The organism is Polaribacter staleyi, from assembly GCF_038024045.1.
Classification (GTDB): Bacteria; Bacteroidota; Bacteroidia; order Flavobacteriales; family Flavobacteriaceae; genus Polaribacter; species Polaribacter butkevichii.
Genome location: NZ_CP150665.1, coordinates 3,165,001 through 3,183,021 on the forward strand (window position 1 = coordinate 3,165,001; position 18,021 = coordinate 3,183,021).

At 33.8% G+C, this 18,021-nt stretch carries 9 protein-coding genes, 2 rRNA genes and 1 riboswitch (1 of these 12 only partly in view); of the genes, 7 read left to right on the forward strand and 4 right to left on the reverse strand.

Translation table 11 applies throughout. From position 1 onward, the window contains the following. Together WHD07_RS13335 and rrf are read left to right on the forward strand one after the other, a co-directional pair. A 23S ribosomal RNA gene (locus WHD07_RS13335) occupies positions 1–2,017 on the forward strand (it extends 869 nt beyond the left edge of the window). A 174-nt stretch (positions 2,018–2,191) separates the two neighbouring features. Continuing rightward, positions 2,192–2,301, forward strand: a 5S ribosomal RNA gene (gene rrf / locus WHD07_RS13340). A 173-nt stretch (positions 2,302–2,474) separates the two neighbouring features. Here rrf and WHD07_RS13345 read toward each other — a convergent pair. Together WHD07_RS13345 and WHD07_RS13350 are read right to left on the reverse strand one after the other, a co-directional pair. Beyond that, a complete protein-coding gene (locus WHD07_RS13345) occupies positions 2,475–3,464 on the reverse strand; it encodes an ISAon1 family transposase (RefSeq protein WP_343331012.1) in 990 nt (329 codons plus the stop codon). Next, positions 3,451–3,801 (reverse strand): ISAon1 family transposase N-terminal region protein, encoded by a 351-nt coding sequence (locus WHD07_RS13350; protein WP_343328804.1) that lies wholly within the window; start codon positions 3,799–3,801, stop codon positions 3,451–3,453. Before WHD07_RS13350 ends, WHD07_RS13345 begins: the two co-directional genes overlap by 14 nt. A gap of 167 nt (positions 3,802–3,968) precedes the next feature. Here WHD07_RS13350 and WHD07_RS13355 point away from each other — a divergent pair, with 167 nt between their 5' ends. The 5 genes from WHD07_RS13355 to WHD07_RS13375 all read left to right on the forward strand — a co-directional run bounded on the left by WHD07_RS13355 (position 3,969) and on the right by WHD07_RS13375 (position 10,619). Beyond that, entirely contained in the window at positions 3,969–5,213 is a 1,245-nt protein-coding gene (locus WHD07_RS13355; RefSeq protein WP_343328805.1) for an SGNH/GDSL hydrolase family protein, read from the forward strand. A 2-nt stretch (positions 5,214–5,215) separates the two neighbouring features. Next, the gene (locus WHD07_RS13360; protein ID WP_343328806.1) at positions 5,216–5,344 is read left to right on the forward strand and encodes a hypothetical protein; all 129 of its coding nucleotides are present in this window, start codon (positions 5,216–5,218) and stop codon (positions 5,342–5,344) included. Between the two features lie 668 nt (positions 5,345–6,012). Further along, positions 6,013–6,199: riboswitch (cobalamin riboswitch) on the forward strand. 99 nt (positions 6,200–6,298) lie between these two features. Continuing rightward, entirely contained in the window at positions 6,299–8,308 is a 2,010-nt protein-coding gene (locus WHD07_RS13365; RefSeq protein ID WP_343328807.1) for a TonB-dependent receptor, read from the forward strand. Then, positions 8,305–9,441, forward strand: coding sequence for a YncE family protein (locus tag WHD07_RS13370; RefSeq protein ID WP_343328808.1), 1,137 nt, complete (start codon positions 8,305–8,307; stop codon positions 9,439–9,441). Before WHD07_RS13365 ends, WHD07_RS13370 begins: the two co-directional genes overlap by 4 nt. Before the next feature lie 41 nt (positions 9,442–9,482). Beyond that, positions 9,483–10,619 (forward strand): hypothetical protein, encoded by a 1,137-nt coding sequence (locus WHD07_RS13375; protein ID WP_343328809.1) that lies wholly within the window; start codon positions 9,483–9,485, stop codon positions 10,617–10,619. A gap of 105 nt (positions 10,620–10,724) precedes the next feature. On the opposite strand, the gene WHD07_RS13380 is transcribed toward WHD07_RS13375, so the two are convergent. Both WHD07_RS13380 and WHD07_RS13385 read right to left on the reverse strand, forming a co-directional pair. Then, complete coding sequence (locus WHD07_RS13380; RefSeq protein ID WP_343328810.1) at positions 10,725–11,723, reverse strand: PorP/SprF family type IX secretion system membrane protein; 999 nt, start codon at positions 11,721–11,723, stop codon at positions 10,725–10,727. Between the two features lies 1 nt (position 11,724). Beyond that, a complete protein-coding gene (locus tag WHD07_RS13385) occupies positions 11,725–17,607 on the reverse strand; it encodes a PKD domain-containing protein (protein ID WP_343328811.1) in 5,883 nt (1,960 codons plus the stop codon). Positions 17,608–18,021 lie beyond the last annotated feature (414 nt).

Genomic DNA, 18,021 nt, shown 5'->3' on the forward strand with positions numbered 1-18,021 from the left:
AGTAAAAGTTTTATAGAGGTAGAGCTACTGATTGGATGCGGGGGCTTCACCGCCTACCAATTCCTGACAAACTCCGAATGCTATAAAATGTTTCTCAGCAGTGAGGGCATGGGTGCTAAGGTCCATGTCCGAGAGGGAAAGAACCCAGACCATCAGCTAAGGTCCCCAAATATATGTTAAGTTGAAAAAACGAGGTGAAATTGCTTAGACAGCTAGGATGTTGGCTTGGAAGCAGCCATTCATTTAAAGAGTGCGTAACAGCTCACTAGTCGAGCGATTTCGCATGGATAATAATCGGGCATAAACATATTACCGAAGCTATGGATTAACGTTGAAAGACACGTTAGTGGTAGGGGAGCATTGTAACCTGGGTAGAAGGTGTACTGTGAGGTATGCTGGACTGGTTACAAAAGAAAATGTAGGCATAAGTAACGATAATGGGGGCGAGAAACCCCCACACCGAAAGACTAAGGTTTCCTCAGCGATGCTAATCAGCTGAGGGTTAGTCGGGTCCTAAGGCGAATCCGAAGGGAGTAGTCGATGGATAACAGGTTAATATTCCTGTACTTCTTATAATTGCGATGGGGTGACGGAGTAATGAAAGCACCGCGAACTGACGGAATAGTTCGTTGAAACATGTAGCTATTAGTTTTGTAGGTAAATCCGCAGAATTAGGTGAAGTGTGATAGTACCAAGCGTCTTCGGACAATTGGATAGTGTGTCTAAGGGCTTCCAAGAAAAACCTCTAAGCTTCAGATTATAAGAACCCGTACCGTAAACCGACACAGGTAGTTGGGATGAGAATTCTAAGGTGCTCGAGAGATTCATGGCTAAGGAACTAGGCAAAATAGACCCGTAACTTCGGGAGAAGGGTCGCCCTGTAGCAATACAGGGCCGCAGTGAAAAGGTCCAGGCGACTGTTTATCAAAAACACAGGGCTTTGCTAAATTGAAAGATGATGTATAAGGCCTGACACCTGCCCGGTGCTGGAAGGTTAAGTGGAGGGTTTAGCTTCGGCGAAGATCTGAAATGAAGCCCCAGTAAACGGCGGCCGTAACTATAACGGTCCTAAGGTAGCGAAATTCCTTGTCGGGTAAGTTCCGACCTGCACGAATGGTGCAACGATCTGGACACTGTCTCAGCCATGAGCTCGGTGAAATTGTAGTATCGGTGAAGATGCCGATTACCCGCAGCGGGACGAAAAGACCCCGTGAACCTTTACTATAGCTTAGTATTGGCTTTGGATAAGTAATGTGTAGGATAGGTGGGAGACATTGAAGCGGCGTCGCTAGGCGTTGTGGAGTCGTCCTTGAAATACCACCCTTTGCTTATCTAGAGTCTAACTCAGAGATGAGGACAGTGCTTGGTGGGTAGTTTGACTGGGGTGGTCGCCTCCAAAAGAGTAACGGAGGCTTCTAAAGGTACCCTCAGTACGCTTGGTAACCGTACGTAGAGTGCAATGGCATAAGGGTGCTTGACTGAGAGACATACAGGTCGATCAGGTTGGAAACAAGAGCATAGTGATCCGGTGGTTCCGCATGGAAGGGCCATCGCTCAAAGGATAAAAGGTACTCCGGGGATAACAGGCTGATCTCCCCCAAGAGCTCATATCGACGGGGGGGTTTGGCACCTCGATGTCGGCTCGTCACATCCTGGGGCTGGAGAAGGTCCCAAGGGTTGGGCTGTTCGCCCATTAAAGTGGCACGCGAGCTGGGTTCAGAACGTCGTGAGACAGTTCGGTCTCTATCTGCTGTGGGCGTTAGAAATTTGCGTGGATCTGACTCTAGTACGAGAGGACCGAGTTGGACTGACCTCTAGTGTACCTGTTGTTTCGCCAGAAGCATAGCAGGGTAGCTACGTCGGGAAGGGATAAGCGCTGAAAGCATATAAGCGCGAAACCCACCACAAGATGAGATTTCTTTAAAGGGTCGTTGGAGATTACAACGTTGATAGGTCATAGGTGTAAAGGCAGTAATGTCATAGCCAAGTGATACTAATAACCCATAGACTTATGTACGCTTCCCGCCGAAAGGCGGGAGCACAGACTCTTTATTTATAAGACGATTTAGATATTATTTTACCATATGTTAACTTATACTTTAGCAATAGCTAAAGAGTTATGAGTTATAAGTGTTGAGTTATGAGTTGAAAAACTTTAAAACTTAGAACTTTAAACTTAGAACTAAAATCTTAGGGTGGTTATAGCATTGGGGCTCACCTCTTCCCATCTCGAACAGAGAAGTTAAGCCCAATAGCGCCGATGGTACTGCATTTATGTGGGAGAGTAGGTCGCCGCCTTTCTTTAATACGGACTAAAGTCCGTATCTTTAAACCTCATATCTTACGGTATGAGGTTTTTTTTATGCTCTATAATGAAGCTTATATTAGCATTTTACAGAATCAAGAATAGCTACACTTGAATCTTTAGACTATTATAGGTTTGGGTCAAGTCAAAAAGTTGTGGGATTTAAAAATTACGCAAAAATGGTGCTAAGTCTAAATAAGAAAAAATCCACATTCCTTACGCTTCTGAATTGGGTTCTAAAGTCTTTAATTTTAGCATTGAATGATTCTGCTGATGCATTTGTACTTCGATTATCAAAATAGTTTAAGATATTTTGATAATGTATCGACATCGTTCTAGCTATCGTGCTGAAGCTTTTAAACTGTGCCTGTCTTACTTTTTCATCCCATTTAGCAAGTCTTATAAGTGCTGATGTTTTATCTTTAGTGTTATTGAATATCCAATATAGATTTTGGCATAATTTGTATGCTTTCTCTATATCAGGATATTTTTCAAACAGTATTTCTGCTCTTATAGATTGATTTTTAGTCCATTTACTACTTGATTTATATAATAGATATCTGCTTCTAGCTAATAGTTGTTTGAGTGTATCTCCATTAGGTAATAATTTTGGGGTGTATTTTAAAGATTTACTTCTGGTAATTTCAATGGCATCATTCTCAGTATCAATCGCTTCCCATCTATGTTTAATTCTTATTTCTTGCAGTGCATCTAATGCTAATTTTTGCACATGAAAACGGTCTATTACTAAGGCAGCGTTTGGAAAGGATTTCTTGACTATAAGGCCCATATTACCCGCCATATCCAAGGTTACTTCCATAACTTTCTTCCTATGTTTTAAAGGAATTTTGTTGAGTATTTTTATGACAACTTCAGCTTTAGTTCCTTTGATCATGGCTACTATTGCGCCTTTCTTTCCTTTAGCTGATTTATTTGTTATTATGGTATATAAATCACCGTTGGAAAAGGCAGTTTCATCAAGTGATAAGTGAGTCCCTAAATTCTTTGCAAACAATAACCAATCTGTTGCGTGCTTCTGTTGATCCCAAGCTTTAAAATGACTTAAATAATCTTTATACTGTCTTTGTAAACTTCTAGGATTTACCCCGTAGAAATTAGCTACAGTACTTGTGCTAGTAGCGTTATTACTGACTGATATCTTTTAAAAAAGCAGCAAATTCACTAGTTACTCTAGTGCCTTTTGCTACTAATTGCCAATCTCTTGTAACTACTTTTTTAGAATTTTCCTCAACCCAACGTCGTCTAATAACATGTAGAAAAACGTTTTTACCTCGAATTGGAAAATCTTGAATAGTCGCTTCAGGAAAAAAGCCTTTAGAATTTAATTTAAGTGCTTTGAATTCTTCAGGAATCGTATTTAATTCTGTGAAATGGAAATGGAGTTCTCCATTTTTAAATTCGTGTTTCGTTAATTTAAAATAGTCAACAAGAATTTCTGGTAATAATAGTTTTGTTAGTTCAATTGAAGTATTCAAAATAGAGGTTTATTAGAAAGCAAAGTTCATGCTTTTTAATTTACTCCACAACTTTTTGACTTGACCCTTATTTGTACTGTCTTTTTTAAATCTAGAATAGATAGTACCCTTTTTTATATTATAAAAACTTATTTCTTTATTTTTACAATAAATAATCATCATTTAAAATGAAAAATAGCTTCCAAAGATTCATATTACTAATAGCACTCATTTATAGTACATATACTATATCTCAAGAAATACCAGTATATAAAAACGGAGATAATGTGGTTTTAATAGGAGACAGTATTACACATGGAGGTTTGTATCATGCTTTTTTACAATTTTTTAATGCCACACAATTCCCTAATCAAAAAGTAAATTATTTTAATGGAGGTATATCTGGTGATGATGGTTCTGGAACTTTATTAAGGCTAGAAAAAGATATTTTAATTCATAATCCTAATCATGCTATAATTATGTTAGGGATGAATGATGTAAGAGCTCATTTGTTCCCTAAAGACTTTAAAAAGGTTGATGATAAGATGTTAAAGGATCGTAAGGCTGTATTAGAAAAATACATAGCTAACATGTCTGCCATTGCATCTAAGTTAAATGAAAGGGGGGTAAGTATCATATTTATGACACCTTCTATTTATGATCAAACGGTTAAGATTAAGGGCACTAATAATGTAGAACGTAAAAACGATGGTTTGGTGGTTTTTGCTGATGAAATTAAAAAATTGGCAGAGAAGTATAATTCTCCTTTAGTAGACTTGAATGCAGTAATGTTAAAGGCAAACAAGCAAGTGCAAAAGAAAGATAAGACTGCAACCATAATAGGAGTAGATAGAACACATCCTGGTGAATTAGGTCATTTAATTATGGCTTATGAGTTGATTAAAACAGTTTTTCCTGTAAAGTATACTTCTAGAGTAGAGATTGATGTAAAGGCTAAAAAAGTAATAACCTCATATAATTGCGAGGTAAACTTAATAGATGGTACAAAAGAATTTACGGTGTTTGAAAATGCATTACCTTTTGCGCTTCAAGAAAATTTAGCTCCGGCATTGGGTTTAATAAAAGATAGAAAGGAATATACGCAAGAGTTTTTTTTATTTAAAAATTTAAGAGCGGGAGTTTATCAATTAGTTATTGACGGTATTGAAGTAGGTACTTATAATTCTAAAAAATTAAAAAAAGGAATTGATTTGTCTTTAAACGCTAAAACGCCACAATATAAACAAGCTCAAAAAGTGTATGATTGGTGTTTGGGTTATAAAAAAACAAATGAAAAATTGAGAACTTTAGCTTTAATGGAATTTCGTACACTTAGGGATTATCTAGGTGATGATACGATGGAGTCTAAAAAAGCTTTCTTAGAAAAAAAAATGAATCTCAGCGAGGGAAACCTTGGTATCCGTATGGTTTAAAAATGACTAAAGAATATTTCGAATTGCTTCCTAAAAGAGATTCTTTATGGAAAGATTTAAGTAGTATTAGAACCAAAATATACACAGCAAACAAACCTAAAATACATACATATAAGTTAATTAAAGAATAATTTTTTTGATGAGTTTTTAGTATAAAAACGTTTAAAGTATTTTGTTTTATAGTTATTCCAAAATTGAAGCTTTTAAATTTGATTTAAAAGTTGACCTCAAAAACCTATTTTATAAAGCGTTTTTTTGCCAAGATTGATTTTTTAAAGTAATATTCACTGAAAAATAAAGAAATTTTTTTGTGATTTTGGGTTGTTTTTTTTCTTGTTATATAACAACCCGGTTACGGGTTTCCGTAAGCTTTTTTTGTTTTATTGCAATACATTTGAAAAATGTAATTTCAATAAGAAATAATTGTAATAACGAATTGTTTTTAGCTTTTATTTCTTTTTGATACAAATTATTATAGATAATTTAAGGTGTTTGTTTTCTTTACTGTAAAATATAGAAATGAATAAATATTGTTTCTAATTTAAATAACTTTAATGCAACTTCATTTAATATAATTGGCTAGTAAAAAATAGTGTTGGGGGGCAATATTTATACGAGCTAAATTATTTTATTTGAGGTTGTTTTTTTCTTAATTTTTCTTGTTGTAATTTTCTAGATAGCCTGGTATTTTTAATTTAATATATTAATGTAGCTTGTTTAATAAGAATATAAATGTGTAATTAAAAATAAAGCATAAAACTGCATTGTCAATTAACAAATTGTAGATAAATTTGTATCATATTTTTTAACTAAGAATGGTTATCGGGTTTAAAAACTTGATATTAAAATGGGAATCTAGTGTAAATCTAGAACTGTCCCGCAGCTGTAAGCTCTAAAGTTGAAACTCGAATGGTCACTTTTCGAAAGAATGGGAAGACCGGGTGGATGGAGTAAGTCAGAAGACCTGCCATTTTTTTATAATTCATTAAGCTTTCGAGGATTGAAGCTAGAATTAGGAGCCTATCTATCTAAAATTTGGATACGTAGTACTTTTCTTATTCTATCCTCTTACGCAAAATTTAGGTATGAGGACTTCTTTTTTACACTCTTTTTTGTTTATTTTCTTTATTATATGTTGCTATAATTCTAATTTTTTATATGCCCAAAAAATTGATTCAATAAATGCCGTACAGCTTAAAGAAATTTTTTTAATTACCAATAAAGAGAAATTAAAAAAGCACTTTTCTCCTATTTCTGTTCAGACTTTAACAGGAAAGTCTTTAACGCGTTTAAGTAATTCTAGTGTTGCAGATGCTATTCGTTTTTTTAGTGGAGTTCAGTTAAAAGATTATGGAGGAATTGGCGGTATTAAAACCATAAATGTGAGAGGTATGGGATCACAACATACAGGGATTTTTTATGATGGTGTTCAATTAGGAAACGCACAAAATGGGCAAATAGATTTAGGGAAATATTCTGTACAAAACATGGAAGCTGTATCGTTATACCAAGGTCAACGATCAGATTTAGATCAATCCGCTAAATCCTATGCTTCTTCAAATAGTATTTATTTAAAGTCTAAAACACCTCAATTTTTAGATGGTAAACGTAGTAATGCAAATGTTAGTTTAAAAACAGGATCCTTTGGCTTGGTAAATCCTTCTGTAAATGTAGATTTTAAAATTAATAATCAATTAAGTGGGCGTATTAGTACAGAGTATCTTAATGCCAATGGTAAATATAAATTTAGATACACTAACGGTAGCTATGATACAATAGCAACACGTAATAATGCAGATATTGAATCTTTTAGAGCGGAAGTCTCTGTGCATGGTGCACAAGGTATTAAGAATGGGTGGAATGTAAAACTATATCATTATGATTCTGAACGTGGATTGCCAGGAGCTATTGTTGCTAATCGTTTTAAGCGTCCACAACGTTTATGGGATCGAAATAATTTTCTACAAGGAGCATTTACAAAGCATGTAAACGATTTCTATTTTTTTGTGTTAAGAGGTAAATATGCTCATAATTATTCTAGATATGTAGATCCAGAAATTATAAAGGTAGACGGGGAATTAGACAACAAATATACGCAAGAAGAATATTATTTATCGATGGTAAATACGTTTCAGGTTTCTCCTTTTTGCAAATTATCTCTAGCAACAGACTTACAAAGGAATACGATGGATGCAAATTTGTATCGATTTTCATACCCTAAAAGAATTACGCTTTTATCATCCTTAGCTGCCGATTTTACTTTTGATAAAGTTCACATACAAGGTAGTTTATTGAGTACTACAGTAGATGAAACGGTACTTTTTTATGAAGCAGCAGAAGATTTGCAGAAATACTCACCTACCATTATGTTGAATTGGCAACCTTTTACTTCTAATAAATTTAGGGTAAGAAGCTTTTATAAAGAAATTTTTAGGCAACCTACTTTTAATGATTTGTATTATACATTTATAGGAAATACCTTTTTAGATCCAGAAGACGCAACTCAGGTAAATCTTGGATTTTCTTATCAAACTGAGTTTAAAAAAGTAGCATTTGATCTTCAATCAGATGTCTATAAAATTTGGATAGACAACAAAATTGTAGCAGTTCCTGGTGCAAATCTGTTCCGTTGGTCTATGTTTAATTTAGGTAAAGTAGAAACTGCCGGAATAGAAACAAATATAAAGGCAATTGGTAGTTTGGGCACAAAATTTAAGTACAGCACCAACCTAAGTTACACGTATCAAGAATCTATTGATGTTACTGCTGGTGTAAATAATTATGGAGATCAGATTCCGTATATACCAGTTCATAGCGGTAGTATAAGTGCTATGATAGATTACCGAAAATTAGAATTGAACTACAGTTTTATTTATACGGGAGAAAGATATAGCCAAAAGGCAAACATTAGTTCTAATTATTTAGATCCGTGGTTTACACACGATTTAAGTTTGGGAAAAACACTCTTATTTAATCAAAAGAAATTAAAAGTTTTAGTAGCAATAAACAATGTATTTAATCAACAATTTGCGGTAGTTAAAAACTTTCCTATGCCAGGGAGATCCTATCGTTTCACTTTAAATTTTATATTATGAAAAAAAGAAAATTAGGTTTGCAAGTTGCATCAGCTTTAGCGGTTGTGTTTTTTTTAAATGGATGTAGAACTGAAGATAATTTCGAAGATTCTATTAAGGTAGAAGTTCCAACAGAACCTTCCTCAAAAATTGAAGGTTTTTATTTATTGAACGAAGGTAATATGTCTATGAATAAAGCGGCTTTAGATTATATGGACTTTGAGACCGGAATTTATGAAAAAGAAGTTTTTAGAACTGCAAACCCAGAAGAAGTTGGTGGTTTGGGTGATGTTGGAAATGATATGGGAATTTATGGTTCTAAACTTTATATAGTTGTAAATGCTTCTAACAAAGTAGAAGTTTTAGATGTAAAAACACGCAAAAAAATTAAACAAATAAATGTTGATAATTGTAGGTATATAAAGTTCTACAAAGGGAAAGCTTATTTAAGTACCTACTTAGGTGTTATTGGAGACCCGAATGCTGCCAATGGAAAAATTATGGAAATTGACACTACAAGTCTTAGTGTTACGCGTTCTGTAAATGTTGGTAGACAACCAGAAGAATTAGTGGTTTATAATGATAAAATATATGTTGCTAATTCGGGCGGTTACAGTCCACCAGATTATGAATCTACTGTTTCTGTAGTTGATATTGCTAGTTTTGAAGAAACAAAACGTATAGAAGTAGGTATCAATCTTCATCGTATGCAAATTGATAGTGAGGGAGATTTGTATGTTTCTTCTAGAGGAGATTATTACGAAACGCCTTCTAAACTTTTTGTGGTTGATACAAATATAGACGAGGTTAAAAAATCGTTTGACATAGCGGTAGGAAATATGACCATTTTTAAAGATATCATTTATATCTACAGCACCGAATTTAGTTATATAACAGGAGAAAATACAATTTCTTATAACAGGTTAGACGCTAAAACAGAAACCATTCTTGAAGACACTTTTATTTCGGATGAAGGTCAGGATCTTATTAAGATTCCGTATGGTATCAAAATAAATCCAGAAACAAAAGACGTTTTAATTACAGATGCTAAAGATTATGTTACTCCAGGACAACTCTACTGTTTTTCATCTGAAGGAGATTTAAAATGGTCTTTAGAAACCGGAGATATCCCTAACAAAATAGTATTTAAATAGTAATAATTATAACCCAAAAATCAAACTTTAATTTCAAAATTATGAACAACTTTTTTAAAAATTTAAAACCAAGTGTCGCTTTTATTATTCCCTGCCTTTTAGTAATTATAATGGCTTCTTGTACTAAAGAAATAGATCTTTATAGTGTTCCGCCTGTAATTGACTTATCTCAAAAAAGTAATAATATTGAAATGTTTATGGGAGAAACCCTTAATTTTTCGGCAACAAAAATGAATGATTCAGAATATGATGAAGAATGGTCTTTAGGAGATAATGTTACATCTTCTCTAGCTACTTATGATTTTATTCCAGAAAAATCAGGTACATATATCTTAACTTATAAATCATCTAATGATGCAGGAGTATTTAGAAATAAATATACAATTAAAGTAAAAGCGGTAATTCGTCCAGTTACTGATGAAAGTAATCTTTATGTAACTAGTTTAATTGATTATTTACCTGCTCCAGGTCAATTTATTAATACCTCTTTAGGGAGTGAAGTAGGAGCTAAAACTATAGAAGGTAAAAAAGGTTTGGTTAGTTTAGGTGGCTGGGGAGGCTCGGTTTCTTATGCTTTTGATCATACGGTAATAAATACAGCCGATAGCAATGATTTAAGGGTTTATGGAAATGCAATGCCAAATTTTGCAGAACCTGGTATTGTTTGGGTAATGCAAGATGAAAATGCAAATGGTATTGCAGATGATACTTGGTATGAAATTAAAGGAAGTGCAGATGATTTAGCCGGTACCATAAAAAAATACAGTGTAACTTATACCAAGCCAGATCCTATAACTGCAGATGTAACTTGGACAGATAGTGAAGGGAATAGTGGTGTTGTAGCAACAAATGTGTTTCATAAACAATCTTATTATCCAGAAGCTGTTACAGAAGATTCTTATACCTTAACAGGGACTATTTTGTCTAGTAATAATATAGATATGAGTAATCCTAGATTTATTACAAGCGCTCCTTTTGATAGTGGTTATGCAGATAATACAGCTGGTGGTGATGAAATTGATATTGATTTAGCGATAGATGAAGAAGGGAATACCGTGAATTTAACAGGTATCGATTTTATTAAAATTCAGACAGCAATTCAAGCAAATATGGGATGGTTAGGAGAACTTTCTACAGAAGTAACAGGAATTGCAGATTTAAACATGCTTAATGATTAAATTAAATAGTTAAAATTAATATTTATCAATATTAGATTGCTAAAAGATAAAAACCTCTTCTTAATTATTAAGAAGAGGTTTTTGTTATTTTCTTGCTTCTAATAATTAAAAGAAAGGAACACACTTATATCTGTTTAAGGCTCTTATGTTAATTTCGAAATCATATGCAATAGAGAACTCGTGAATACCACCGGTGTTTACTAGTTTAGAAGTGCTAAAATCGTAAGAATAACCAAAGCGAAAACCTTGCCATCTAACGCCTGCAAAAGTACTAATAGCGCTTAAAGAGGAAGTGCTGTCTTCAATTTTCATTGGAGACGTGGTTGCTGTCATACCAAAAGAAAACTGATCATCAAAAACATATTGTGCACCTAAATCTAATCTATTAAACTCTCCCTGCATCATAAAGTTAGATAATAGATAAATTTTACTTTTTTTGGCGAACCAGGTATTGTAATTTTCTAAAAGAGGTACATAATATTTTGCATGTACAGACCAAAAAACATCTAGTGGAGCATTACCTCGTTCAGTTAAAGAAATATTGGGTTTGTTTAAATGTTTTACGGTTAAACCAAACCAAGAATCATCATTATTAAATAATATAGAAGAACTAAAATCGAAAAAATTTCGTTGTTGTTTTAACAATGCAGGATCAAATGTAGAAGTATTTATAATATTGCTATTCAAATTAATTTGATCTTCTAGTAATAGGTTCTGAAATCCGTAATTTTTCATTCCGAAACCTGTAGAAATACTAGGTCTAAAATACCAAGTATTACTAATTTGAAACGCCATAGCATAGTTTAAATTTACTTGATTAAAAGTATACGAAGAGGCACTTTCTGTTTGGTTTAAGAAACTTACACCAATACCAGTTTTAAAGCCTTCGAACCAAGTGTCGAAAAAAGCATAATTAGAATTTGTTTTAAAGGCACTATTTCTCCATTGAGATCTAAATACGGCACCCGCTTTGGTACTTCTGATGGCTCCAGTAAACGAAGAGTTTATGGTTTCTGGAACCATAAACCCCTGAGAGAATATAACATCTTGTGTATATGCTAGTGTACTGACTAAAACAAAAAGTAGGAGTATAATTTTCTTCATCTTATTTTATAAGTGTTATAGGTGTTGATGATGTTATTTCTGTATTGTAAAAAGTAAGTCCTTTAACAAGCATTATGTAGTTTCCGTTTTCTGCGAGCTTTCCTTTTATTGTTCCATCCCATCCTTTTAGTTCTAGGTTGATGTCTTTTTCATAATAAATTGCAATTCCCCAAGTATTATAAATAGTCATTTCTATTTCTATTAAGCCTCTATAAGAAGGTCTAATAGTTTCATTATAACCATCGTTATTAGGTGTAAATGCTGTTGGACTGACTAAAAGATATCCTTTGGTAATATTTAAAACTCTTTCTTGAATTACTGTACAACCTGGTTCAAAATCAGCTTTTAAGGTAACGGTAAAAGTACCTACTTTATCATAGGTGTGCGTTGGGTTTACATCTCTTACAATTGGTGTGCCATCTCCAAAATCCCAAGATAAATTTGTGTAATTTCCTGTAGATAAATTGGTAAATTGTATGGGGTCTTGTATGGAGAGTAAATTATACTCGTTTAATGTAAAAGAGTTGTAATTAAAATCGATATCTCCTATTGATGGTAAGTCTATTAAAATTGATTGACTTTCTGTACAACCTTTAGCGTCTGTAATGGTTAGGGTATATGCTCCATTCTGATCAGTAGTCATAATACTGTTGTCTACGTCAGATACTGTACCAGCAGACCAAGTATAGGTATAGGGTAAAAATCCTCCGGTTACTTTAGCTGTGGTTGTTTGACTTACCGTTTTTAAATCACAATCTGGTGTTACTATTTCTTCAAAATTGATGCTTAATGGATCTTGTCTAAAGATATTAAAGTATTCTGTAGTACTACAGCCATTATCATCTGTAATTTCTACAGAATAATCTCCAGCAGAAAGGTTTGTTACGTCTTCAGTAGTTTCTCCGTTACTCCATAAAAAAGTATAAGGTGCAACTCCTCCGGCAATATCTAAATCAATGCTTCCCATACCAATTAGATTACAATCTGTATCGTCTATAACCGTACTAGAAATAGCAATTGCAGGTGGGTCTATAATGGTAAAAGTTCTTTGTATTGGGCAATTAGCAGGGTTGCTGTCTGTAATATGAACGGTATAGGTGCCACCAGAAAGATTATTTCGATCTAGTCCAGCAGTAGCATCATCATCCCATGTTACCGTAATGGGCCCTATGCCACCATTTAAAACTAGAGAAATAGCACCTTTATCTCCATTACAAATAATGGGGGTTATAGTGGTAGAATTTATAGAGAAATCTGGTTGTGTTATAATTATGGTTTCTTCTTTTGTACAATTATTGGCATCTGTAATGGTTGCTATATAAGTGCCAGCATCTAAATTAGAGAGTGAGAATCCGTTGGCTAAATGATTCCATGATATTGAATATGGAGGTTGTCCTCCACTTGGAGTTACTGTAATTTCTCCATAATTTACTCCCATACAAGGGTCAATGTCTTTTTTTGTAACGGCTATCATTATTTCTGTAGATAGTTCATTAATGGTAAAAGATTCGTTTGTAGAACAACCTAGGTTATCCGTAACAGTTACGTTATACGTTCCGGATGTTAAACTGTTTTGGTCTTCTGCATTTGCAACCAATCCACTTCCATCGGTTGTTGTCCAGTTATAAGAATATGGAGATGTTCCTCCAGTAACATTAATGTCTATAGCTCCTGTTGAATCACCAAAACAAGAAGCAATATCTTGTTTAGAAGCTGTTATTTCTACCCCTTTTATAGGTTGAGAAAGTGTAAAACTTGTTGAGGTAGTACAATTATTTACATCAATGATTTCTAAGTTATAGGTTCCAGCAGTTAATGTATTTTGGTCTTCTGCGTTTAAAACAATTCCACTTCCGTCTGTAGTTGTCCAGTTATAAGTATAGGGCGCTGTACCTCCAGAAATACTAACATTAATTCTACCAGTATTTCCAGCAAAACAAGAAATATTTGTTTTTAGATCTGTAGTAATTTCTAAAAAACCGGGTTGTGTAACTGTATATGTTTGAGTAAAAGGTACAGTAGTATCATCTCTAACTGTTAACATATAATCTCCAGCTTCTAAATTTGTAATAGTAGTCGCAGAAGAAGTAAATCCGTTAGGACCTGTCCAAGAAATTATATAAGGATTACCGGTAGCAAAAGGAGTTCCTCCAGAAATAGTAACCTCAATTGCACCATCATTAGATCTGTGACAACTATTATTGGTGATTACAGCATTACTGGCAATACCCGAATTTACAGTTACCTCTAAGGTAAAAGGAGTACCAGAACAAGTACCTGTTGTAGGAGTTATTGTATAGGTAACTATTACTGGGGATGTACCAGTGTTTTCTAAAGTCTGCCTAATGTCGTCTTGTGGTGTGGTTTCGGCAGAAGAGCCTAAAATTGCACCTGCAGGACTAAAAGTAGGAGTAGACCAAGTATATTTTGTGCCTGTAGGAACCTTGTTTGTTATAATGGTCTTCGGGTTAAAAATAAAGGGTACTTTACTAGAAATTGTAATATTTGCATTTGCAATTACGGGTGTTTCATTTACAGTAACACTTGCTGCTTCAGAAATAAGTATTGAAGAACAAACGCCAGAAGTAAAAGTGATTTCTGCGTAATAGTAGATTGTTCCGGTAGAGGTAACTGCTGGTGTATAAGAATTTGAAGTTGCACCAGTTATTATATCTCCGCCGGTATTTGCATTATTAATATTAGAATACCATTGTATGTTTCCTGTTCCGTTGATAAAATCAACTTCTAAATTAGTAGCAGCTTCACCTAAACAAATTGCGTAGGAAGTTGGTTGTGTAGTAATTTCTGGAGCAGGTTTTACAATTAATGTTGATACATCACTTGTAACAGAACATCCTGCTTCGGTTTGAGAAACCTCTACATAGTAATAAAAGGTGCCAGCAGTTGATGTATCTGGAGTATATGTTGTTGAATTTGCACCTGTTATGGCAGTTCCTCCTGTAGCACTGTTACTTGTGTTAACAAACCATTGGTAGTTTTTAGTAGTTGTAGTTCCGCTAGAAGCTGTAACAGATAAGTCTGTTGGGGTTTGGTTTAAACAAACTTCTTGGTTAGTAAGTGGTTGTGCATCTATAACAGGAGGTGTTGATACAATAATTTCATAAACACCACTTGCAGCATAAGTACAACCGTTTCCGGTTAAATTAATTTCTGCATAATAATAGTAATCTCCTGCGGTAAAAAGTCCACTTGGTGTAAATTTAGAATTTGTTGCTCCTGAAATAGGATTTCCGCCCACACTTGTATTTGTTGTATTTGAAAACCATTGATAGGTTGCCGTTCCTGTTCCGCCAGTATAGCTTACTTCTAATTCATTAATAACTCCACCTTCACAAATAATTTGCGGACTTGTAGCAGGGTCAATAGTAATTTGTTGAACAACATTTACACTTGCTATATTAGATCTGATTAACGAACAACCACCGGTAGGGAAGTTAACTTCTACATAATAGAAAGTTTTATCAACAGTATCGGTTGGTGGAATAAAGGTAGCATTATTAGCATCAGTTATTAGTGATCCACCATAAGCATCACTGGTATTAGAATACCATTGATAAGTAGGTGTTCCTGTTCCTTTTTCATAAGCAACCTCTAAGAGTGTAGCGGTTCCATTTAAACACACTTCAGAAGAAATTGGTTGTGTTGTAATTACTGGAGATGGATTTACAGTTATAACGAAATCTACAGGAGCTCCTTCACAAGATCCACCTAATTGAGGAACTGCGGTATAAGTAACGGTTCCTGCACTGTTTCCGGAGTTAGTTAATGTTTGAGCAGGAATTTTATTAGTGCTTCCATTAGCTGTAAAACCAGAAATATCTGTACTACTTGCTGTTGCTGTCCAAGAAAATGTGGTTCTAGAGTCATCAGTGTTTAAAGTGATTTCTGAAGTACTTTCTGTTGAACAAATTTCTTGTGTTAAGTCCGTATTTGTAATTACAGGTACTTCATAAACTTCAAAGGTTTTATCAATTGCTTTGACAACTCCACAAGCACTAGTTATTTCTAAAGTTACGGTATAAGTATCAGGAGTTGCGTAAGTAATGTCTCCAGGGATTAAGCTGGTAGAATTGGCAGGAGAACCTCCCGTAAAAGTCCAATTGTAAGTTATTTCACTAGCATCGCTGGTACAGTTTTCTATGGTAGCCGTTGGGCTTATCATTGTATTTACACAAATATCAGCAATGTCATTTATACTTACGGTAGGTGGTTTTTTTACATCAATAATTTTTGTAGTTGTTGCTTTATCACAGGCTGTTGTAATTTCTTGTGTAAGTGTATATTTCCCAGGAGTTTTGAAATTAAATTGTGGGTTTTCATAGGTTTCATCAGTACCATTTATAAACTCCCAATCAGCAATAGTACCGCAATTGTCGGCAGCATAAGTTACCGTCCATAAATAGGTTGGTATGCTACATAGTTTTGTAACATCTGTATCATTTGTTGCAGAAACCTCTAAAGGAATACAACCTTCTTCATTATCCACAGAAAAAAGAGGAGTCATTTTTGGTTCGATACAGATTTCCTTTTCATATTTATTAGTACCACAGGTACCAGTAACTTCTAAAATAACTGTGTAAGTATCTGGGGTGTCATAAGTATGGCTTATATTTGTTTTAGTTGTTGTTGTTATGATTGTTCCATCTCCAAAGTTCCATGTAAAATTAGCTTTATTTAAGTCGCTAGGATTGTCAAGAATTTGAGACGTATTTTTAAATAAAATAGATTCATTAATACAACCAAGTTCTACCGCTTCAAAAGTAGGTATAGAAGCTTCTAGTATAGTAATATTTGATACAGTGAAACTTCTAGAATAGCATGCATTTGTAACTGTTAGTGTGGCGGTGTATTCTTTATCTGCTGTTCGTAGACTTCCTTTTGTATACGTATGAAGTACAGGGAAGTTCGCAGAACTTTTAGGATCTGCAGCATTGTAGAATCGTGATGCTTTTAAATCAGCATGTGTAAGTATCTTTTCTTCATCATCGCCAAAAGCTACAATATATTTTGTGTCGTCAGAGTTTTCTCCCCAGCTTGATATTTCAAATTTATAATCTACAGGAGCACATGGACCTCCATTTATATCTGAAAGATTAAAACCACCCACAAGGTTAGATGAGTTACTTACTGTATATGTTTTTACATTTTTACAACCATTAGTACTATTTTCTGCAGTTATTTTCATTAGATAAGAACCTACAGATGTATATGTGTGAGGAATAGTAGTAAAAGTAGAGCTTGGATTACTACTAGTACCGTCACCCCAATCTATAGAAATATTATTAACACAACTAAGTCCGATAGCATCAGAAAAATTTTGAACTGTAATTTCGTAATCTGCGCTTGAAGAGGATGTGTTGTCGCATTTATTAAAACCTTTTCCATCTGCGTCTCCAAATTCTACATCTGGTTTTTCAAGGACAGTAATTATTTTTGTTATAGATTCAGAACCGGTGTCATCTGTAACGGTTAGTTTTACATTAAATACTTTTTTGTCACAACCAAGCGCTTCAAAAGCATGGGTTGGGTTTTCTTCAATTGAAAGATCACTACCATCACCAAAGTCCCAACTATACGTTAGGTCTCCTGTGGTTCCAGTTACATCGCTTGTAAATTGTATTTCTTCACCAGAGCAAGCTCCATCATTCATGAAAGTAAAATCTGCAATTGGATCTACTTTTGTTTTAATGGTGTTTATGTTATTACTACCAGCAACTGTAGCAGGCACATTTACCAATAAGTCTAATAATTTAGTATTGCTTAAATCTGCATAGGTATTTAACAGTACTCCACAAATCAATAAAAAAGAAATGTAGTAAATTTTCCTTTTATGACTAAAGGACAATGGTTTTTTAATTTTCATGCTTGTTTGGTTAAATTCACACATTAAAATCTATAAAAATCTATAAAAAAAATAGATAAAATCTATTATGGGGAGGGATTGCAATTTTGGTTATTTTTTAATTTCTTAAAAAAAGCAAATATAGTAAAATCTATGAATTAACCTTTTTTTAAGAGTAGCTTTTGTGTGTTTTATTTTTAAATACATATACAGTTGTTTTGTACGTGTTTATAATAATTTTGTTGCTTGCTTAAACAGTGCTTTACAAAGTGATTTTATTTGTTTATGGTATAGGCTTTATAAATTGATTAATTGAGAAATAATTTGTTGCAAAATGTTCTGGTTTTTTATTGATACTAATGGTTGTGAAGTTACTTTTTTAGGATAAGTTCTTTGAATTTCTATATTTATTAAATTGTTAAAACATTATTATTA